Below are 19,457 nucleotides of genomic sequence, written 5' to 3' on the forward strand. Positions count from 1 at the left end.
TGTCGGACGTCTGCCGCAGATTTGATCCATGACCCAGATGGCCATCATTACGGGCGACACCCCTCACGTGCTGCTCGCCCAAATGGACGCCGATCTGGCGGCCTCACCGCTGCCGCCGTTCGAGGACGAGTGCATCGTGGTGCAGTCGCTGGGCATGGAGCGGTGGGTGCGGCAGCAGCTCGCTATGCGCCGCGGGTGCGCGGCATCCTTGGCCATGCCATTTCCGGCGGCATTCTGCCGGCGGCTCGCGGCCGGGCTGCAGGCCGGTGGGATCGACGCCCGCTTCGAGGAACAGGCGCTCGTCTGGCGGATCTTCGCGCTCCTGCAACAGGACGACCTCTTGCGCGATCCGGTTTGCGAGCCGCTGCGTGCCTTCGTCGACAATGGCAGCGAGTCGAAGCGCTACGGCCTGGCTCGACGCATCGCGACCTGCTTCGATGAGTACCGACTCTACCGCCCCGACGTGCTGCTGGAGTGGGAAGCCGGAAGGAGCGACTGCACGCAGAACGCGCACGAGCCGTGGCAGGCGGCGCTCTGGCGAACCCTCCTCGCCGGGGAGCAGCCGCCCCACTTCGCGCGGTGGTTCATGGGGACCGTGCACCGTCTTGAACAGCGCGCCGAGCGCCCGGCGGGGCTGCCCGAGCGCGTGTCGGTCTTCGGCGTCTCGACATTGCCTCCGCTCTTCATCCGGCTTCTCAAGGCGGTGGCGCGGTTCGTTCCGGTACGCTTCTACGTGCTCCTGCCCGACGCCGACAGCTGGCGTGAGGGAGCGGTGCGCCATCCACTCTTCGAGACGTTCGGCAGCTCGTCACGCGAACTGCTGACGCTCCTCGAGGCGCCCGATGCCACGGGGCAGGCACCCGTCCGCCGTCATGTCGCCGACAGCACCGCCGTTCCGTCCGACGGCGTGCTGCAGCAGCTGCAGCGCGCACTTCGCCGCGCAGAGCCTGCGCCGGTCGTGGTGCGCGACCACGACCGCTCGCTTACGGTGCATGCGACCCACTCGCCGCTGCGCGAAATGGAGGTGTTGCGCGATCAGTTGCTCGATGCCTTCGCCGCTGATCCCACGCTGCGGCCCCACGATGTGCTGGTGATGACCCCTGATGTGGAGCTCTACGCACCCTTCGCCGAATCGATCTTCGGCGACAAGCGTGGTGACCGGGCCGCCATTCCGTACCGCGTGGCCGATCGTACTCTGGCCCGCGAGACCATGCCCGCCCGGGCCACCGTGCACCTGCTGCAACTCGTCACGGCGCGACTGACCACGACTGACGTGCTGGAGCTGCTGTCGTACGCCGTCGTACGCCGCGCCGCGGGGATCAGCGCGGCGCAGCTCGCACAGGTCACGCACTGGGTCGAGGAGGCGGCCATCCGCTGGGGCCGCGACGGTGAGATGCGCATGCGCGATCATGGCACGCCGTCTTTCGAGGAGAACAGCTGGCGGTGGGGACTCGACCGACTGCTCAGCGGCTATGCGGCCGGCCGGGTGGACACCCTCGTGGATGGCGTGCTCCCGGTTGGCGGAGATCTGCTCGGTGACACCGATTTGCTGGGCACCTTCGCGGTGTGGATCGATGCCCTCTTCGCGCGGCTCGAGGCACTGCGGGAACCGCGACCGCTCGGTGCGTGGACACAGGTGCTGCAGGATACGGTGCGTTGGCTCGTCGTCGCCGAAGGTGCCGACGAACATGCGTCCATGGATCGCCTGCTGCGCGATCTCGAACGGCTGGGTGATCTCACACGTGAGCGAGGCCAGTCCTTCCATCCCGACCAGCCCGTCACATTCGACGTCGTGCGTGACTGGGTCACATCGGCGCTCGGTAGTGACGATCATCCCGGCGGGTTCCTCACCGGCGGCCTCACGCTATGCGCCATGAAGCCCATGCGCGCCATCCCACATCGAGTGATCGCGATGCTGGGCCTCGACGACCGTGCCTATCCCCGTCGGCACCGCCGTGCGGCATTCGACCTGCTGTCGAGTGATCCGCGCCGAGGGGATCGCGACGCGCGCGCCGACGACCGGCAGCTGGTGCTCGACACGCTCATGAGCGCCGGAGACCGGCTCATCCTGTCGTACGTCGGTCGTTCGCAGCAGAACAATGCGGAGATTGCTCCCAGCGTGGTGATCGCGGAGCTGCTCGACCGTCTCGATCTCCTGGCCTCGACCCTACCCGCGGCGACGACGCACGAAGCCTCCACCCGGTTGCGCGTGGAGCATCCGTTGCAGCCGTTCAGTGCCGCCTATTTCGTAATGCAGCCGGGCGACGCGCCACGGTTGTTCAGCTTCGATCGGGAGATGGCCGACAGCGTGCGGGCGGCCGCCGAGCGCCACGCGGCGCCTCCATTTCTCGCCGCGGCGCCTCCCGTCCCGGTCCTCACGCGTAACTGGCGAGCCCTCTCCGCGCCCCGTGATGAAATCACGATCGACGACCTCGTGGAGGCATGGACCAATCCCGCCCGACTCTATTGCCGGCGCGTGTTGCAGCTTTCGCTCCCTTCCGCCGAGGAATTGCTCGACGAGGTCGAACCCATGGCGATCAATGCGCTGCTGCGGAGCAAGGTGCAGCAGCGGATGCTCGATCGCACACTCAGGGGTGCGGCGAATGATGCGGAGGCCCGTGCCCTCGCCGTGGCCAGCGGCGACCTCCCGGTGGCTGCGCTCGGCCTGCGCTGGTATGACGCGTTGCAAGAGGAGCTCGAGCCGCTGGTTACGCTGGCCGCCGAGGCCCAGTTCGTGGATCCGCTTCCAGTGAACATCGAGGGCGCAGACTGGCGGTTACGCGGGCATCTCGATTTGCAGACCACCGACAGTCAGTGGTGCATCCGAGCCGCCAGGCTCAAGGCCAAGGACAAGGCACGGGCCTGGATCCTGCACGTGGTCCGATGCGCCGCGGCGGCGCCGGTCGCCACGCGGGTGGTCAGCACGGACAAGCAGCTTGTGCTCGCACCCATCGATGATGCCCACGACATCCTCGACATCCTCGTGCAAGGCTACCGCGCCGCTCTCGCGTTCCCCCTACCGTACTTCCTGGAAGCGGGCTGCGCCTACAGCGAGAAGATCGCCAAGGGTGAGCCGGGACTGGAGGCGGCGCAGCGTGCGTTCCTGTCCGATGGGCTCTTCGGTTCACCTGGGGACGGCAGGGATCCGTACGTCGCACTCCTGTGGCGCGGGCGCTCTCCGATTCCGGAGCACGAGGAGGCGTTCGTTGGTGTCTGTGATGCCTTCTGGACCCGCCTTCACGAGGTGCTCTCGTGACCGTTCCGCCGAGGCCACCTGCACGCATCATCGCGGCTGGAAGTGAGCGGTTTGTAGTGGAGCGCAGCGCCTTCGAACGCGGCGTGTCGCTGGTGGAGGCGAGCGCCGGCACGGGCAAGACCTTCAACATTGCCATGAGCATTGTGCGCCTGCTACTGGAGCGGGATGTCGAAGGTCGCCCGCTGGTGAAGGGGATCGGCAGCATCCTGGTGGTCACCTTTACGGTGGCGGCCACCGACGAGCTGGTCGCCCGTATCCGCACGCTCCTGCGCCACGCCAACGAGGTATATCAGGGCCGTCCTACCTCCGCGTCCAACGCCACGGCGCAACTGCTGCTCCGCTTGGCGAACGGCCGGGAACCGTTTGCGCGTGAACGGGTCGCCGAGGCGCTGGCGGAGGTGGATACCCTGGCCGTGTTCACGATTCACGGCTTCTGCAAACGCGTCCTCGAGGAGTTTGCCCTCGAGAGCGGTACGGCGTTCGGTGCCTCGCTCGTGGAGGATGATGAGCCGCTGCTGGTCGAGGCCTTGCAGCACTGGTGGCGCCTTCGCTTCTACGACGATGACGCGCTCGCCGCTTTTGCGGTCTCGAAGGCGTGGGGACCGACCAGCTTCATGAAGCAGTACCGGCTCTGGCGTCGCTTCTCGGACGTGCGAATGGAGCCCAGTGAATCGCTCGACGCGGTTCGCCAGACGCTCGCCATGCAGCTGTCGGCGCTCGCGGCTCTCTGGCGCGCGCGTGGCGCATCGATCCGCGCCCAGCTGCGTGCCATCACCTGGAACAAGGGGGCGCCGTGTGCCCGCCCCGGTCAGCTGGAGAAACTGGACATCCTCGTGGAGGAGGCCGCTCGCGGCGATCTCGCCATGGCCGTCACGGTTGCCGACATGCTATGCGTGGAGGAACTGCAGCGATACGCAGGGAAAAGAGGCAATGAGGCAAAGGCTGCCCACGCCGCTCTCGCCGATCTCGATGTGGCGAAGGTCGCCTCGCAGGTGAAGGCCGTGCTCGATCGGCTCGAGCAAGCGCTCCGCGTCGATTGCTTCGCGATCGCGCACGCGAGGCTGCGCGACGAGAAGCAGCGCCGCAACCTCCTTGGATTTGACGACCTTCTCGAGAAGTTGAGTCGCGCCCTTGTCGTGCAGGGGCCGCACGGGTTGCTGGCGCGCGCCATTCGCGCGCAGTTTCATGCGGCGCTCATCGACGAGTTCCAGGATACGGACCTGCATCAGTTCCGGATATTCGAGACGGCGTTTCACGGCTTGCCGCTGTTCCTCATCGGTGATCCCAAGCAGGCCATCTACGCCTTCCGCGGCGCCGATGTGCACGCGTATCTCGCTGCCGCCGAAACGGCAGCGCATCGCTTCACACTGGATCACAACCATCGCAGCACCTCGCGCATGGTAGAAGCGGTAAATGCCGTGTTCCAGCAGCGCCATCGCGCGTTCGTGGAAGAGGCCATGAGCTTCCACCCTGCACAGGCGGCGGGGAATCCCGGACCGCTGGCGCGGCTCGACGGCACCCACGCACTGCACTGGCTCTTCGTGGGCCCCGACGAGCGCAAGGGCACGCTGCAGCCCACGACATACGCGCAGGCGCAGCAGCTCACGTACGCCGCCTCTATTCGGCACATGAAAGCGCAGCTCGCGGCCGGCTGGAAGGCGGGGCAGCTCGCCGTGCTCGTGCGCACCACGTCGGAAGGGGTGGCCATGGCGGATCTACTCCGTGCGGAAGGGATTCCCGCGGTTGTCTCCGGTCTGGGCAACGTGCTGCAGTCCACCGAGATGGCCGAGCTGCAGCTGGTACTCGAGGCGATTGCGGCACCACGCCACGAGTCGCGGGTGCGCGCGGCACTGGCCACGTCGCTCTGGGGGGCAGACAGCACCGACCTCCTGCGGCTTACGGGGCCAGGCGCCGAGGACCAGTGGGAGCAGCTGCTCAACGACCTGTCGGCGTTGCGCGACATCTGGCTGTCGCGCGGGACCCTACAGCTGCTCCAGTCGCTATACGCCGCACGCCACGTCCTGACGCGCTTCATGGGCTGCACCAATGGTGATCGGCGCATGACCAATCTCCGTCATGTCACGGAGCTGGTGCACGCGGCGGCTGTGGCCGATGACCTCAATGCCGACGGCGTCCTGCGCTGGATTGCCACCCGCAGAGCCGACGCGGAGCGCGAGCGGGAAATCGCCGAGCTGCGTCTCGAGACTGACGCGGAGGCGGTGCAAATCCTCACGATCCACAAGAGCAAGGGGCTGCAATTCGACATCGTCTACTGTCCGACGCTGTACCACGCGTTCCCCCTCAAGCCCGATGAGCCCCGGCTGGTGCATGAACCCGACGGCGTGGTGTTCGATCATTGGTCGCCGCGCTACGCCGAGCGCACGGAGCGCGCCAATATGGAGCGGCTAGCGGAGGATTGTCGCCTCGCCTACGTGGCGCTCACCCGCGCGCGCTTCCGTACCTACGTGGGCTGGGGCGTGGTGGGATCGCAGGGCAAGGGTGCCTGGGATTCCGCGCTCAGCTACCTCCTCTGCGACGATGCCGGGCTCGACAGCCTGAGCAGCCTTGAGCAGCCCACGGTCGTCGCGTCCTGGTTCAAGCAGGATCTCACGCGCTGGGAGCCCGTCCTTCGCCGCTTTACGGCGCGCCATTCGGAGCACATGGCGATGGAAGTGGTGGAGTCGATGCATCTGGGCACCGCATTCGACCCCGGGGCGCGTGGGGCAGCAGCGTTGATCGCTGCCCGTGACTTGCCCGGCGATCCGGTGCCGGCGGTGCGATTCGATACCTACAGTGTAACCAGCTTCACGGGGCTCACCCACGGCGCGCGGACCACCGAGGCTGCCCGTGACGTGGATGATGCGCGCGAGACCGGCGCGTTCACATCCGCGACCGAGTTCATGAACCCCCGTGACCTCCCCGCATCGGACTTCCGCAGCTTCCCCGCTGGCCGATGGGCCGGTACCGTGCTGCACACGCTCTTCGAAACGTCGGCGTTCGATGACAGCGTGGAGGTCCTGCGTGAGCGCGCCACCTGGCGCCTGCTGCGCACCCGCCTTGCGGCAGATGAGGCAGATCCGCGCATCGAGGCCGTGGTACGCATGATGCGCGCGGTGTTCGACGCGCCGCTCGCCCCGTGGCCCGTGCACCTCGCGCAGGTACCGGCGGCGCGGACGCGGCACGAGTGGGAGTTCCTGTTGCCCTTTGCTGATGCACGTCGTGCCTTCATGCGCCAGCGTATCGCCGATCAGTTCGAACGCTTTGGCGGCGAAGACGGAGTGCGCTACGCGGCCCGCCTGCGCACCTTGAGTGCCGCCCGGGTCCACGGTTTCCTCACGGGGTTCGTAGACCTCGTCTTCGAGCACGCTGGACGCTGGTACGTGGTGGACTGGAAGTCGAACCAGCTCGGCGCCAATCCGGCCGCGTACACCCGCGAGTCACTCCAGGAAGTGATGGAGTCGCATCACTACGTGCTGCAGTATCACTTATATCTCGTCGCGCTTCACCGATACCTGACGCTGCGTCTACCCGACTACGACTACGATCGCCACGTGGGCGGTGCGGGGTACGCCTTTCTCCGCGGATTCGAGACAGGTGCATCCGTCAGTGGACATGGCTGGTACACCGAGCGCCCCGACCGTTCGCTGATCGAGGCGCTCAGTGCCCTGATGGATCGCCCCACCGCCGAGGTGGTGTCATGAGTGCCGCCCGCCGGTCGGAGCGGCAGGCGTCGGGGCCAGACGGCTCGACGTCATCCGATCTGTCACCGCTCGACCTGGCCTTCGCCCGCGCCTTGGTGCGGATCCATGACGAGCTGGGACAGCCCCACGCCGCGCTTGTGTACCACAGCGCGCTGCTGGTGAGCGCCGAGCGGGCACACGGAAACAGTTGCGTGGAGCTCACCGCGTGGGCTGGTCAGCCGTCGCCCGATACCACGCAGCCGTTCGTCTTCCCTGCGGCGACGGAGTGGGCAGGGCAGCTCTTGGCGAGCGGGCGGTGTGCCGCGCCCGATGCCGTGGGGGCGCGCCCGCTCGTGCTCGATGGGCATCGTCTCTATCTCCGTCGGTTCTTCCTCGCCGAGCAGCGGCTCGCGGCAGCGATCCGCAGCCGCCTCACGCAGCACGAGACGGTCGATCTGACCGCATCATCCGCGCTCTTCCGGCAGCTCTTCCCGAACGCATCGCGAGCGGCCGATTGGCAGGCCGTGGCCGCCGCCGCCGCACTTCGTTCCAACCTCGTCTTCATTACGGGAGGTCCTGGCACGGGCAAGACGACGGTCGCCGCGAAGCTGCTCGCGCTGCTGCTGCACCGCACCCCGAATCTGGATATCGCCGTGGCGGCCCCCACGGGACGCGCTGCCGCGCATCTCGCCGAGGCCATCGGCGGGGCCGTGCAGCGCGAGCAGCTTGGGGCGATCGTCGGCCATCATTTGCCGTCGGCCGGCAGTACGCTGCACCGCCTGCTCGGATACCAGCCGTGGAGCGAGCGCTTCCGCTACCGTGCCGGGCACCAGCTGCCACACGATGTGATCGTGATCGACGAGGCGAGTATGGTCGATGTGCTCATGATGGACGCCCTGTTCGCAGCGGCACGCGACAGTGCGCGGATCATCGTGCTCGGTGATGCCGACCAGCTGGCCAGTGTGGATACCGGCTTCGTGCTGGGTGATGTGGCCCGGGCCGCCATGGTGGCGGGGGGGAGTACCCCCGGACGCCATTCGCGGTCACTGGCCAACGCGTACGCCCAACTTGCGGGGGCGGATGCCGCGCTGCTCGAGCCGGAGGATGCGACGCTGTTCGGCGTGGGGCCTTTGCGCGATGCCGTGGTCCGTCTTCGCGTGTCCTATCGCTTCGGTGCCCAGCCCGGGATTGGCGCACTTGCCGCTGCCACGCAAGCCGGCAAGGCGTCCGAGGCGCTCGACGTGTTGCGCGATCCGCGCTACCCCGACGTTACCGTGCACCCCATGGCGTCGATCGGTTCGCTTCTGGCGCCCATCGAGCGGTACCTCGATGCCTACCTCGCCGCCGATACCCCACGCGCAGCGCTCGATGCGCTGGCCACGTTCCGCCTCTTGTGTGCAATGCGTGACGGGGACACGGGCGTGTCGGGGCTCAACGACGCGATCGAGCATTGGTTGCGCGTCAGAGGGCGCAGTACGGGTGGCTGGTACGACCACCGTCCTATTCTCATCACGGCCAACGACACCGCAACCCATCTGTTCAACGGTGATGTGGGGACCACCCTTGCCGTGGATGGTGTGCCCATGGTGCACTTTCCGGTGCCGGGGGGCGGGGTGCGGTCGTTCACGCCCGTGCGTCTCCCGGCGCACGAGACGGCGTGGGCGATGACGGTGCACAAATCCCAGGGCTCCGAGTTCAATCACGTCGTGCTGGTCCTCCCCGAGAAGGACACCCGCGGTCTCACCCGGGAGCTCCTCTACACCGGGCTCACGCGCGCGAAGGCCTCCGTGACCGTCATCGGCAGTTCGGAGATGATCCGGCGTGCGATCTCGCGTAGCGTGGCGCGATCTTCGGGGCTCGTGAAGCGCCTCACCGCTCTGCCGTGACCGACCGGTCCTCCGCGGACCACCCATCCCGTCATGAGGCAGCGGCCCCGATTCGCAGGACGTAATTTCCCTGCGCGCCGTCGGCGGCCAAGGCGGCCAGCAGCCGGATGGGTCCGCACAAGGCTTTCCCTGATCCTCCATGACCATGCCAAACACTTCACGTTCGACGTCACACGCGACTTCCTGGCTCGTTGCGGGCCTGCTGTTCGCGGCCGCTCCGGGTACGGCGTTCGCGCAGGGCGAGATGCCGTTCCTGCGCGTGCGGGTCGACGAGGCCCGCAACCGGGCGCTACTCGACATTCCGTCGGGGCAGCTGAACAAGGAGTTCCTGCACTCCGTCACGCTGGCCACGGGATACGGGAACAGCGCACTTGATCGGGGGCAGACCGGGCCAAGCGGCATCGTGCGCCTGGAGCGCCGCGGCAATCGTGTCCTGATGGTGCGCGACAATATGATGGCCCGCGCCCCCAAGGGTGATGCGGCCAATCAGCGTGCCGCGAGTGAGGCGTTCCCGCGCTCGATCGTGGCCTCGTTGCCGATCGAGAAGGACAGCGCCGGCACGATCGTGGTAGATGCCAGCAGCGTCTTCCTTGCCGATGCCTATGGCGTGGCCGACCTGCTCCGCGCCGGTGGCAGCGCCGGCGGTACGGCGGTCGCGGCGGCTGGGGTCGGGAATTATCGTGTGGATGCAGCCCGCAGTTATCTCGATGGCGAGCGCACGCGCGCGTTCCCGCGCAACGCCGAAGTCCATGCGGTCCTCACGTTCGTGAGCGACGGCGGAGGGCGTGGCCGCGGCGGCGTGGCCCCCGACCCGCGCGCGCTCACCTTCGAATTGCATCACTCGCTGGTGGTGCTGCCCGATATCAGCGGGTATCGCCCTCGCGAGTATGATCCGCGCTTCGGCTACGGCGGCACGCAGTTCTTCGATCTGTCGAAGGGTTTCGACGGCGACTATCGCGGCGGCTTCATCAACCGGTGGCGGTTGGTTCCCAAGGATCCGGCCGCGTATGCGCGGGGCGAACTGGTGGAGCCGGTCACGCCCATCACGTACTATCTCGACCCCGGTATCCCGGCGCCGTACCGCGAGGCGTTCCGCGAAGGGGGGAACTGGTGGGCGAAGGTGTTCGAGGCCGCCGGCTTCCGCAACGCTTTCCGCGTGCTCGATCTACCGGCGGGCGCCGACCCCATGGATGCCCGCTATAACATGCTGATGTGGGTGCATCGCACCGGGCCGGGCCCCAGTGTGGGGCCCAGCTACACGGATCCGCGTACCGGCGAAATCGTACGCGCCGTTGTGCGCATGGATGCGTGGCGTTCGCTCATCGACTACAACATCTGGGCGGGCGCGGTGCCGGCCGCCGGCGCCAACGGTCCCAATCTCGCGGCCGACGTGTTCGCCATGGCGCGACGCCGTCAGCACACGGCCCACGAGATCGGACACACGCTCGGCCTGCAGCACAACTACATCGCATCGGCGCAGGGGCGTTCGAGCGTGATGGACTATCCGTTTCCGCTGATCACGCTCACCGACGCCGGGACGCCGGATCTGCGTGATGCGTATCGGACCGGGCCCGGTGCGTGGGACACACTCGCCATCCGCCTGGGCTACACCTGGTACCCGGATGCCGCGGCCGAGCAGCGTGGGTTGGCATCGATCATGAAGGACGGGATCGCGAAGAACATCCGCTTCATCAATGACACGTATGCGGATGCCAGCGGCTCCATTCCGTTCGTCACCCGCTGGGACGAGGGCGCCACGCCCTTCGATGCGGTGAGCCGTAGCGTGAAGGTGCGTCGGGTGCTGATCGACAAGTTCGACGAGCGTGCGATTCAGCCCGGCGAGCCCATGGCGTTGCTCAACATGCGGTTCGCGCACGTGTACCTGCATCACCGCTACTCGCTCGAGGCGATGGCGAAATACGTGGGCGGCATGGACTTCACCTTCGCCCTGCGCGGCGATGGGCAGGCTCCCACGACCGTCGTTCCGGTGGCCGACCAGCGGCGGGCGCTTGGGGCACTGCTCGATGCGCTCGCCCCGTCGGAATTGGTGGTGCCGGAGCGCGTGCAGCGGCTCATCCCGCCGCCGCCGCCGGGCTTCAATACGGCGCAGACGTGGATCGAAGGCGCCAGCACGCCGTTCGATGCCATCACCCTCGCCGGTGGTCTCGCCACCGAAGTGGTGGGCTATCTGCTGGATCGCGAGCGGACCGCGCGCCTCGTGCAGTTCGCCGCCAGCGATCCCAAGGCGCTCACGCTGCACGAGGTGATGGACGCACTGGTGTCACGCACGTGGGGCGCGGCACTGCCACGAACGAGCGCCGAACGGGCGGTCATGCGTGCCGTGCAACGCGCTACGCTGGATAAGCTGCTCGATATCGCCGGGGATGCTCAGGCGCTGCCGGATGTTCGTGCCACGGCCATCCGGCATGTCCAACTGCTTGATGCCCGACTTGCCAAGGTGGTGAGCCCGGATGCCGCATACATCGCCCACGTGGCGGCGGCGCGCGTGGATATCGAACGGCTCCTCGACGGAGAGGATGTGCCGGCCGCCCGTCCGCGCTTCCCGGTGATCATTCTACCGTGGCCGTGATGGCCTGACCGGTGTCGCCACGGAACCGGTGCTTTCGCTCAGCGAGCTTCCCGGGCCAGTCGCAGCAGCGCCCACAAGACCCAGGTACCGCTGACGATGTGCATGATTTCCGTGGCGACCACGGTCGTGAGCGTAAACAGCTCCGCCCCTTCCATGTACGGGGCGTAGGCCGCCGCCACGGGGCCGACCCCGTACACGCCGATCACCAGCGTGGCGATCACCGTGAACCAGCGCACGGCGTGTGCCGTAAAGCGCGCCAGCAGCCAGTACACCGCGCCGGCGAGCACCGCGCCGATCACGCTCGCCAGGACCGTTTCCTGGAGGCCGATCGTCATGCGACCATAACGTTGGGCGGTATGATGCACGCCCACGTTGCAGAGTGTACTGCCGATCGTCGCCACCAGTGTGGCGAGGGGAATGCGTCGCAGGACGACGCGGTCGTCGGGATTGAACCAAAAGCTCATGGCGCCAAACTAACGGTGCCGCCGAGCCGGACGTTCCGACCTCGAACGTTCCGACCCGGCGGTACTGCCGGCGCGCTCACGCCGGTGAATGCGACTCTTCGATGAAGTGCGTGGCCATGAGCGCCTCACGTGACCGACCGTGGGGGTCCTGCCGGGCGCGGATGGCATTGACCATCTCCAGGGCCGAGTGCTGCAGCGGCGGGTGCTGGGCGTCGCTGTCGCCGAGCGGCGTGATGCGCTCCCCCCAACGTACGAGCAGGGCGCCGAAGGTGAGCCCGCCGCCGAAGCCGGGCATCAGGATGAGGCTCCCCGGCTTCACGCGGCCCTCTTTGAGGGCGTCGACCAGGCTCACCGGCACCGTCGCCGCGCTCATGTTGCCGTAGCGCTGCACGGTGAGCATCACCCGTTCCATGGGCACGCCGGCGTACTTGGCGACCGCCTCGATGATGCGGAGGTTGGCCTGATGCGGTACCACGAGGTCGATATCGTCGGCGGTCACGCCGGCCGCCTGCATCACGCGCTGGCAGGCATCACTCATCCCATGCACGGCGCGCTTGAAGATGGCCTGCCCATCGAAGTCCCACAGCGTGTCGCCGTAGTGCAGGTCACCATTCACGTACGAACACCCCATGCCGCGCACGCGAAGCGTCTGTCTCGCCTCGGCGTCGCAGCCCAGTACGGTCCCGATCACGCCACCGGGCGTGTCACTTGCCTGTAGCACCACCGCGGCGGCGCCGTCGCCGAACAACACGGCCACGTTGCGATTGCTCCAGTCCATGAAGGGGCTGATGTACTCCACGCCGATCACCAGCGCGTTCTGCACCACGCCCGTCTGGATCATCGCGGTGGCGGTGGAGAGGCCGTAGAGGAAGCTGGTGCAGGCCGTGTTGACGTCCATCGCGGCTGCCCGCGTGGCACCCAGCGCGACCTGTACGCCGGAGGCGGAGTTGGGGACCTGCTCGTCGGGAGAGCAGCTGCCGTAGACGATCAGCTCCAGATCGTGTGGCGCGAGCGCCGCGCAGGCGAGTGCGCGTCGGCTGGCGAGTGTCGCCATGTCGATCGCGCTCACGTGCGAGATACGGCGCTCCTTCATGCCGGTGCGCTGGGTGATCCACTCGTCCGACGTCTCCAGGAAGGTGGAGAGGTCGTCGTTGGTAAGGACGGCAGGCGGGAGCCCTTCGCCCCAGCCGGTGATGGCGGCGTATCGTGACACGGGGAGTTCGCCCAAGGGTGAGATGGCGGCCGTACGGGAGGGATGGCGCCGTCGCCGGTGAACCGCCGGCGTCCCAAAGCCTACGATTGAGGATGGGAAGGGCGCAACTGCTGGCGGCCCGTGCTGGCCGGTACAGGCCGGTGCCAGTCTGCACCGCCGGCCGCTCTCGACACGAAGACTCCCTTGCGCACAGATTGGAGCTACACCGGCAGCACGGCCCCAGCCCCGTTCCGACATTCGCGGAGATTCCATGTTCAAGAAGTTTGCAGCGGAGGCGCTCGGCCTCAGCGACATCGGCATCATCGTATCCACCAAGGATTACGACAAGGTCGATGCCGACGATTACCTCTTTCACGAGGATCAGGAGAAGATCTATTTCCTGATCAAGTCGAAGAAGGACGAATACTGCTTCACCAATCTCGCGCTCATTCACGTGGATGGTGAGTCGGCGATCTCGAGCAAGCGCGTGATCCGGCGGTACGACTACTCGGCGTACCAGATCGCGAATGTGAGCATCGAAACCGCTGGCACGATTGACCTCGATATCGAGCTCAAGTTCACGATTGGCGAGACGGCATTCACAATTGACGTGCGGAAAGACTTCATCGAGCAGCTGAAAGACATCTACAAGGCGCTGCACACGATCGGGAAGCTCCAGCGCAAGGATGAATCCGGGCGTTCGCACGCGATCTCGGCGGCGTCGGTGCTGGGGTCGATGCTCAAGCTCAACAACGTCGGTGATCCGACCGCGGTAGCGGCGCACTATCGCACACTGCTCGCGGAGCTCAATGAAGCGGTACTGGAGCGACACATGCGCAAGGACTTTAGTGCCGTGTTCGAGAAGTACATCCACGCCTGAGGTGGTGCGCGTGTGGTGCTCCTGGGCGCACCCAGTATCCTTCGTCGGCGCAGGCCGTTGGTCAGCTGCCGTGCCCCAGGTGTTTGCTCTCGCCGTTGCCCTGCTGGGCGCGGATGCACTACTGTCCGAGCGTGCGGCGGCGCAGGGCGCCGGCCCCTCGCGAGCTGTCGTCCGCAACTCGCGTACGGTATCTGCGCCGCCGCCAATCGTCTTCGTGCATGGCAACGGTGATCATGCCGGGCTGTGGGACACCAACATCTGGCGTTTCGAGAGCAACGGCTATCCGCGCGACCGCCTCTTTGCCGTGGATCTGCCGGCACCACTTGCGGGCAGCACAATCGACGCGGTGGAGCTCAACCGGAGCACGCCGGACGACCAGGTGGCCGCGCTTTCGGCGTTCGTGACGCGGGTGCTGCTGCGTACGGGTGCCCCCAAGGTGGTGCTGGTGGGGAGCTCGCGTGGCGGCATGACGATCCGCCAGTACGTGCGCTTCGGTGGTGGTGCGGCGCATGTGGAGGCCGTGGTAACCTGCGGGACGCCAAACCACGGCGTCATGGCGGTCGCTGGCATGGCGCGCATGGAGTTCAATGGCGCCGGCGATTACTTGCAACGCCTCAATACCGGCAGCGAAGTGGTGGCCGGTGTCCGCTTTCTCACGCTGCGCTCGGATTCGCTCGACAAGTACGCACAACCCACCGGCGTGGGGCTCGGGAACCCTGCCATGGTGACCAACGTGACGGCGGAGGGGCCGGCGCTGCGCGGCGCCACCAACGTGGTCATCCCCGGCACCGATCACCGGGAGATCGCCTTCGGCGCGCAGGCCTTCGCGGCGCAGTATCGCTTCGTGACCGGGCGGCCGCCGCAGACACTTGCCATTGCGCCGGAGTCCACGGTCGTGCTGGACGGCACGGTGAGCGGACTGCTCAACAACGGACCGACCAACACCCCGCTGATCGGCGCACGGGTCGCCGTGTATGCGGTCGATCCGCGCACCGGTGTGCGTGACGGCGTGCCTCGATACGCCGCCGCCACTGGTGCCGATGGGCGATGGGGACCGTTCCGGTCCACCCTCGGTGCATGGTATGAGTTCGAGGTGACGGCCCCGGACAGCAGCGTGATCATGCATCTCTATCGCTCGCCGATTCTCCGTTCGAGTGGCGTGATCAACTTCCGCCTACCGGCCCCATCGCGCGGCACCCGTGACAGCGTGGGGGTGCTGCTCGTTCGCCCGCGCGGGTACCTTGGTTCGGGGCGCGATACGGTCACGATCGATGGCACACCGGCGCGTGGCATCCCGCGGGGGATCCCCACCGTGGACCGTGTGACCGGGTGGGTCCCCGCCGATTCCGCCCGGACCGTGATCACACACGTGAACGGCGAGCGCCTTGCCGTCCGAACGCACCCGCGCGATCGGCGGCATGTGGTCGTGGCGGAATTTCAGCACGAGTGAACAGCATGCGCGTTCTCGTCTACGATACGCACAGCTACGACCGCACCTTTCTCGAGCAGGCCAACGCCGGCCGTCACGCGCTCGAGTTCACTGCCGCGCAGCTCGATGCACACACGGTCACGCTGGCACACGGCTTCGACGCCGTATGCCTGTTCGTGAATGACCGCGCTGATGCGTCGGTCATGGCGCGCTTCGCGGAAGGTGGTGTGCGCTGCATCGTGCAGCGCTCCACGGGCTTCAACAACCTCGACCTGGACGCTGCGGCCGCGCACGGCATCACCTGTATGCGCGTACGCAGCTACTCGCCGCATTCGGTCGCCGAATTCGCGGTGGGGTTGCTGCAAACGCTCAATCGGCGGATTCATCGCGCATGGAATCGCACGCGCGAGCACAACTTCCGGCTTGCCGGGTTGCTGGGGCGTGACCTTCACGGCCGGACCGTGGGCGTAGTGGGGACGGGGAGGATCGGCGCGATCTTCGCCCGCATCATGCTGGGATTCGGGTGCCCGGTATTGGCGCACGACGTGCAGGAGCATCCGGAGCTGGTGTCGCTCGGTGTGCGCTACGTGCCGCTGGATCAGCTGCTGCGCACGTCGGAGATCGTGTCGCTGCACGTGCCGCTCACGCCCGAGACGCACCATCTCCTCAACGCCGATACGATCGGCATCATGCGCCCCGGCGTGACCATCATCAATACCAGTCGCGGTGGTCTCATCGATACCCCCGCACTGGTGGCGGCCATCGAAACACAGCATGTGGGCGCTGTGGCGCTCGACGTGTACGAGGAGGAAGAGGGAAAGTTCTTCCGTGATCTTTCCGATACGGTGCTGCAGGACGAAATTCTCACACGGCTGCTCGCTTTTCCCAACGTGCTGCTCACCAGTCATCAGGCGTTCTTCACGGAGGAAGCCATGACCACGATCGCCAACACGACGATCGGCAATCTCGACGACTTCGCGGCCGGGCATCGCAACGACAACGTGCTGGGGTAGCCCTCCGTCACGCGTCGCTCAGCGCAAAAATCGGCGCGCTACCTGCTCCAGCCGATCGTCACCCGCCTGTGCTGCTTCAGCGAGGATCACGTCCACGTACGGGCGGAGCGCCGGTTCACCCCAGTAATAGCCGGTAGCGCGTTCGGCGAGCTGCGTTTCCCCCACACGCGCTGCTTCGAGCATCGCGCGCGCGGCGGCCCGGTCGTAATCGGGGTCGTCCTTGGCGGGCAGATCGTAGTGGCGGCGGGGCATCTCCCCTTCCGCATCGTCCCGCAGAAATGCCATCGACATCGCGCGCTCCGTGGAGGTGGGAGCGCGGCGGCCGCGCGCTCCAGACAGCCGCAACCTAGCGCCGCACCGGGGCCGCCTGTAGCCGGGTGGCAGGCACTACATTGCAGCGATGACCGACGAGAGTACCCCCGAATCCGGCACACCCGCCCCGCGCCCGGCGAATCCCCTGCATGGGGTCACCCTCAAGGCGATGGTCGAGCATCTGGTGGAGCGCTACGGCTGGGATGGGCTCGGTGAGCGCATCACCATCAATTGCTTCACGCACGACCCCAGCCTCAACTCCTCGCTCAAGTTCCTGCGCAAGACGCCCTGGGCGCGCGCGAAGGTCGAGTCGCTGTACCTGCACTCGGTGGCGCATCCGCGGAAGAGCAAGCCGCGCCCCGACGTTGCGCCCTGAACCGTTGATGACCGGTCGCTAGATTTCGCTGTTCATGCTCGGACGCCTGCTCATTCTCCTGCTTTCGGTCCTCCCCAAGCACGCCCTCAGTCGCGCGGCGGGCTGGTTGGCCGGTCATACCGTGCCGGTGGGAATGCGCGGCGCGGTGTACCGCGGCTACAGCCGGCTCTTCGGGGCCAAACCTGAGGAAGCCGCACTTCCGCTCGAGGCGTATGCCAGCATCAACGCGTTCTTCACCCGCGAGCTGAAGCCCGGACTGCGCCCGCTTGCGCCACAGGCGATCGTGAGTCCCGTCGACGCCGCGGTCGGTGCCTACGGCATCGTGGAGCGCGACACGCTGGTGCAGGCCAAGGGGCGGCACTACTCCCTCGCCGCGTTGCTGGGAAGCAAGACGCTCGCCGATCGTTTCGAGGGAGGCACGTACACCACGCTGTACCTGTCGCCCAAGGATTACCACCGCATCCACGTACCCACGTCGGGGGCGATCACCACTGCCACCTATATCCCCGGTGAACTGTGGCCGGTCAATGTGGCGGCGGTAACGCACGTGGCGGATCTGTTCGCCGTCAACGAGCGCATCGTGGTGATGCTCGAGCCCGCGCACGGGGGGCACATGGCTATCGTGCCGGTCGGTGCCACCATGGTGGGCATGACGCGTCTCGTCTTCGACGACCTGCACACCAACGCGCGCCGTCGGGAGGTCCAGACGCGCCACTACGACCCGCCCGTCCGCCTGCAGGCCGGCGATCAGCTTGGGCATTTCGAGTTCGGCAGCACCGTGGTGCTCGTCTGCTCGCGTGAGGCAGGGACCATCGAACCGCTGCGCTTGGGCGACCCCGTGCGGATGGGGCAGCGCATCGGAGTGCCGCCCCAGCACGCCGATCCGGTTCAGTGATCGTCTGATGGCGCGGGGTGCGGGCGGGTCGACGTGGCGCCGCCCCCTTGTGGGGCGCGCGAATAGACGGCCCCGGCGTTGTATCGGTACACCAATGACCCACCGCTGTGGCCAACATTCCAGCCAGCGGCGAGCACCGCAATCGAGCCCGCCAGTGCCGCGGCGCGCATGGCGGCACCGACCGTGTTGTTCATCAAGCCGCCGGCCGAAATCACCAGTACCGCCGCCGTGACCACCAGGAACAGTTCGGCCGCCTCCTCGTGCTCCTCGAGGGCGTTGGGCGGCACCACGTTCTCTACCCGATCCTCCTGTTGCTCCCCGGTCTTGTCGGCCATGACGCCAGTGGCCAGCTGGAGGGCCAGCAGGCCGACCGGGACGGCCCACGCGAGGAGAGGCGTCAGCTGTTTGCGCCCGAGTGCAAAGGCGACGACCATGAAGAGCGGCACCAGCACCGTCAGGGCGATGGGCATGTGTACGATCAGGGCGTGAAGCGGCAGATTGTTCAGCATGTGAAGCTCCGGTCGGTGAGCGCCGAGGACCGTCGCTGGCCTCGTTGGGACACGGGAGTGCGGTTCGAGTCAGGCTGCTGAAACCGGCAAGTGTCGTTCCACAGCGCTCCCCGTCGTCTCGCCAATCCGCCCACCGTCGCAATGCCCTGGTTCTCCCGTTCGCTCCGCCACATTCGCATGATCGACGCCCACGCAACCGAAGCATCGCATACCTTGACCGGCCAGCGGGGCCGGAACGCACGGGCCGCGTTATTCCTGCGGGACGGGCCGTTGCCGTTGGAGCGCGCGTGATGGCCGATCGCCATCCCCGCATCGGCGTGGCGGTGATCGTCCGCCGGGGCGCCTTGGTCCTATTGGGGAAACGACGCAGCGCCACGCACGGTGACGGCGTGTGGCAGTTCCCCGGCGGGCACCTCGAGTGGGGTGAGTCGGTCGATGACTGCGCGCGGCGCGAAGTGCTCGAGGAAACCGGGCTGTCCGTGCAGATCGAAGGGGAGGGTCCATGGACCAACGATCGCTTCGACGCCGAACAGCGACATTATGTGACGCTGTTCATGGTGGGGCGCAGCGACGACGGAGAGCCCGTCGTGCGCGAGCCGGACAAGTGCGAGGCGTGGCAGTGGTTCGCATGGGACGCGCTCCCCGCCCCGCTCTTTCTTCCCATTCGCAACCTGCAGGTGCGTGGGTGGCGCCCCGATTGACGACTCTGACCCCTGAAACGGGGGAGGCGTCGCTTACTTGTGGCGGAACGTGATGCGGCCGCGATTGAGGTCGTACGGCGACACTTCGACCGTCACCTTGTCACCCGCGAGAATGCGGATGCGGAACTTGCGCATCTTGCCGGCAACGGTGGCGAGGATCTCGTGTCCGTTCTCGAGATTGACGCGAAACATCGTGCTGGGAAGGACGTCGGTCACGACGCCCTCGAATTCGATCATGTCTTGCTTCATGCGGAATCCTTGGCTGAGAGGAGAA

15 protein-coding genes are annotated in these 19,457 nt (G+C 67.0%); 10 read left to right on the forward strand and 5 right to left on the reverse strand.

What is annotated here, in order from left to right; all coding sequences use genetic code 11:
* Positions 1-28: 28 nt before the first annotated feature.
* The 4 genes from ACIQ51_RS01965 (at position 29) to ACIQ51_RS01980 (ending at position 11,412) form a co-directional block, all read left to right on the forward strand.
* Entirely contained in the window at positions 29-3,256 is a 3,228-nt protein-coding gene (locus ACIQ51_RS01965) for an exodeoxyribonuclease V subunit gamma (protein ID WP_396203322.1), read from the forward strand.
* Positions 3,253-6,957, forward strand: a complete 3,705-nt coding sequence (gene recB / locus ACIQ51_RS01970; protein WP_396203323.1) for an exodeoxyribonuclease V subunit beta — start codon at positions 3,253-3,255, stop codon at positions 6,955-6,957. Before ACIQ51_RS01965 ends, recB begins: the two co-directional genes overlap by 4 nt.
* Positions 6,954-8,822: an exodeoxyribonuclease V subunit alpha gene (gene recD / locus ACIQ51_RS01975; RefSeq protein ID WP_396203324.1), complete on the forward strand. Its 1,869-nt coding sequence runs from the start codon at positions 6,954-6,956 to the stop codon at positions 8,820-8,822. The genes recB and recD overlap by 4 nt, the downstream gene beginning before the upstream one ends.
* A 145-nt stretch (positions 8,823-8,967) precedes the next feature.
* Positions 8,968-11,412 carry a zinc-dependent metalloprotease gene (locus tag ACIQ51_RS01980; protein WP_396203325.1) on the forward strand — a complete coding sequence of 815 codons (2,445 nt, stop codon included), beginning with the start codon at positions 8,968-8,970 and terminating at the stop codon, positions 11,410-11,412.
* A 38-nt stretch (positions 11,413-11,450) separates the two neighbouring features.
* Here the strand turns inward: ACIQ51_RS01980 and ACIQ51_RS01985 are convergent, their stop codons facing one another.
* A complete protein-coding gene (locus tag ACIQ51_RS01985) occupies positions 11,451-11,876 on the reverse strand; it encodes a hypothetical protein (RefSeq protein ID WP_396203326.1) in 426 nt (141 codons plus the stop codon).
* A gap of 76 nt (positions 11,877-11,952) precedes the next feature.
* On the reverse strand, positions 11,953-13,089 hold the full coding sequence (locus ACIQ51_RS01990; protein ID WP_396203327.1) for a ketoacyl-ACP synthase III: 1,137 nt from the start codon (positions 13,087-13,089) through the stop codon (positions 11,953-11,955).
* A 250-nt stretch (positions 13,090-13,339) separates the two neighbouring features.
* On the opposite strand from ACIQ51_RS01990, the gene ACIQ51_RS01995 reads away from it, so the two are divergent.
* The 3 genes from ACIQ51_RS01995 to ACIQ51_RS02005 all read left to right on the forward strand — a co-directional run bounded on the left by ACIQ51_RS01995 (position 13,340) and on the right by ACIQ51_RS02005 (position 16,390).
* Positions 13,340-13,948 carry a PH domain-containing protein gene (locus ACIQ51_RS01995; RefSeq protein WP_396203328.1) on the forward strand — a complete coding sequence of 203 codons (609 nt, stop codon included), beginning with the start codon at positions 13,340-13,342 and terminating at the stop codon, positions 13,946-13,948.
* A 70-nt stretch (positions 13,949-14,018) separates the two neighbouring features.
* On the forward strand, positions 14,019-15,398 hold the full coding sequence (locus ACIQ51_RS02000) for an alpha/beta fold hydrolase (RefSeq protein ID WP_396203329.1): 1,380 nt from the start codon (positions 14,019-14,021) through the stop codon (positions 15,396-15,398).
* A 5-nt stretch (positions 15,399-15,403) separates the two neighbouring features.
* Entirely contained in the window at positions 15,404-16,390 is a 987-nt protein-coding gene (locus tag ACIQ51_RS02005) for a 2-hydroxyacid dehydrogenase (protein ID WP_396203330.1), read from the forward strand.
* Between the two features lie 18 nt (positions 16,391-16,408).
* On the opposite strand, the gene ACIQ51_RS02010 is transcribed toward ACIQ51_RS02005, so the two are convergent.
* Positions 16,409-16,681 (reverse strand): hypothetical protein, encoded by a 273-nt coding sequence (locus ACIQ51_RS02010; protein ID WP_396203331.1) that lies wholly within the window; start codon positions 16,679-16,681, stop codon positions 16,409-16,411.
* A gap of 109 nt (positions 16,682-16,790) precedes the next feature.
* On the opposite strand from ACIQ51_RS02010, the gene ACIQ51_RS02015 reads away from it, so the two are divergent.
* Entirely contained in the window at positions 16,791-17,078 is a 288-nt protein-coding gene (locus ACIQ51_RS02015) for a VF530 family DNA-binding protein (RefSeq protein WP_396203332.1), read from the forward strand.
* A gap of 34 nt (positions 17,079-17,112) precedes the next feature.
* Positions 17,113-17,973, forward strand: coding sequence for an archaetidylserine decarboxylase (gene asd, locus ACIQ51_RS02020; RefSeq protein ID WP_396203333.1), 861 nt, complete (start codon positions 17,113-17,115; stop codon positions 17,971-17,973).
* Here asd and ACIQ51_RS02025 read toward each other — a convergent pair.
* Positions 17,967-18,482 (reverse strand): DUF2231 domain-containing protein, encoded by a 516-nt coding sequence (locus ACIQ51_RS02025; RefSeq protein ID WP_396203334.1) that lies wholly within the window; start codon positions 18,480-18,482, stop codon positions 17,967-17,969. The two genes, asd and ACIQ51_RS02025, sit on opposite strands and share 7 nt — an antisense overlap.
* Before the next feature lie 290 nt (positions 18,483-18,772).
* Here ACIQ51_RS02025 and ACIQ51_RS02030 point away from each other — a divergent pair, with 290 nt between their 5' ends.
* Positions 18,773-19,183 (forward strand): NUDIX hydrolase, encoded by a 411-nt coding sequence (locus ACIQ51_RS02030; RefSeq protein ID WP_396203335.1) that lies wholly within the window; start codon positions 18,773-18,775, stop codon positions 19,181-19,183.
* 33 nt (positions 19,184-19,216) lie between these two features.
* Here the strand turns inward: ACIQ51_RS02030 and infA are convergent, their stop codons facing one another.
* Complete coding sequence (gene infA / locus ACIQ51_RS02035; RefSeq protein ID WP_396203336.1) at positions 19,217-19,432, reverse strand: translation initiation factor IF-1; 216 nt, start codon at positions 19,430-19,432, stop codon at positions 19,217-19,219.
* Between the last annotated feature and the right edge of the window lie 25 nt (positions 19,433-19,457).

This window comes from Gemmatimonas sp., assembly GCF_044344655.1.
In the GTDB taxonomy this organism is placed as follows: domain Bacteria; phylum Gemmatimonadota; class Gemmatimonadetes; order Gemmatimonadales; family Gemmatimonadaceae; genus Gemmatimonas.

What these genes read in the sequence shown, in the direction of transcription:
- ACIQ51_RS01995 (WP_396203328.1), top strand. Translation starts at nt 13,340, where the DNA reads ATGTTCAAGAAGTTTGCAGCGGAGGCGCTCGGCCTCAGCGACATCGGC.
- recD (WP_396203324.1), top strand. Translation starts at nt 6,954, where the DNA reads ATGAGTGCCGCCCGCCGGTCGGAGCGGCAGGCGTCGGGGCCAGACGGC.
- ACIQ51_RS02025 (WP_396203334.1), bottom strand. Translation starts at nt 18,482, where the DNA reads ATGCTGAACAATCTGCCGCTTCACGCCCTGATCGTACACATGCCCATC.
- ACIQ51_RS01980 (WP_396203325.1), top strand. Translation starts at nt 8,968, where the DNA reads ATGCCAAACACTTCACGTTCGACGTCACACGCGACTTCCTGGCTCGTT.
- ACIQ51_RS02030 (WP_396203335.1), top strand. Translation starts at nt 18,773, where the DNA reads ATGGCCGATCGCCATCCCCGCATCGGCGTGGCGGTGATCGTCCGCCGG.
- ACIQ51_RS01985 (WP_396203326.1), bottom strand. Translation starts at nt 11,876, where the DNA reads ATGAGCTTTTGGTTCAATCCCGACGACCGCGTCGTCCTGCGACGCATT.
- asd (WP_396203333.1), top strand. Translation starts at nt 17,113, where the DNA reads ATGCTCGGACGCCTGCTCATTCTCCTGCTTTCGGTCCTCCCCAAGCAC.
- ACIQ51_RS01965 (WP_396203322.1), top strand. Translation starts at nt 29, where the DNA reads ATGACCCAGATGGCCATCATTACGGGCGACACCCCTCACGTGCTGCTC.
- ACIQ51_RS02010 (WP_396203331.1), bottom strand. Translation starts at nt 16,681, where the DNA reads ATGTCGATGGCATTTCTGCGGGACGATGCGGAAGGGGAGATGCCCCGC.
- infA (WP_396203336.1), bottom strand. Translation starts at nt 19,432, where the DNA reads ATGAAGCAAGACATGATCGAATTCGAGGGCGTCGTGACCGACGTCCTT.
- ACIQ51_RS02015 (WP_396203332.1), top strand. Translation starts at nt 16,791, where the DNA reads ATGACCGACGAGAGTACCCCCGAATCCGGCACACCCGCCCCGCGCCCG.
- ACIQ51_RS02005 (WP_396203330.1), top strand. Translation starts at nt 15,404, where the DNA reads ATGCGCGTTCTCGTCTACGATACGCACAGCTACGACCGCACCTTTCTC.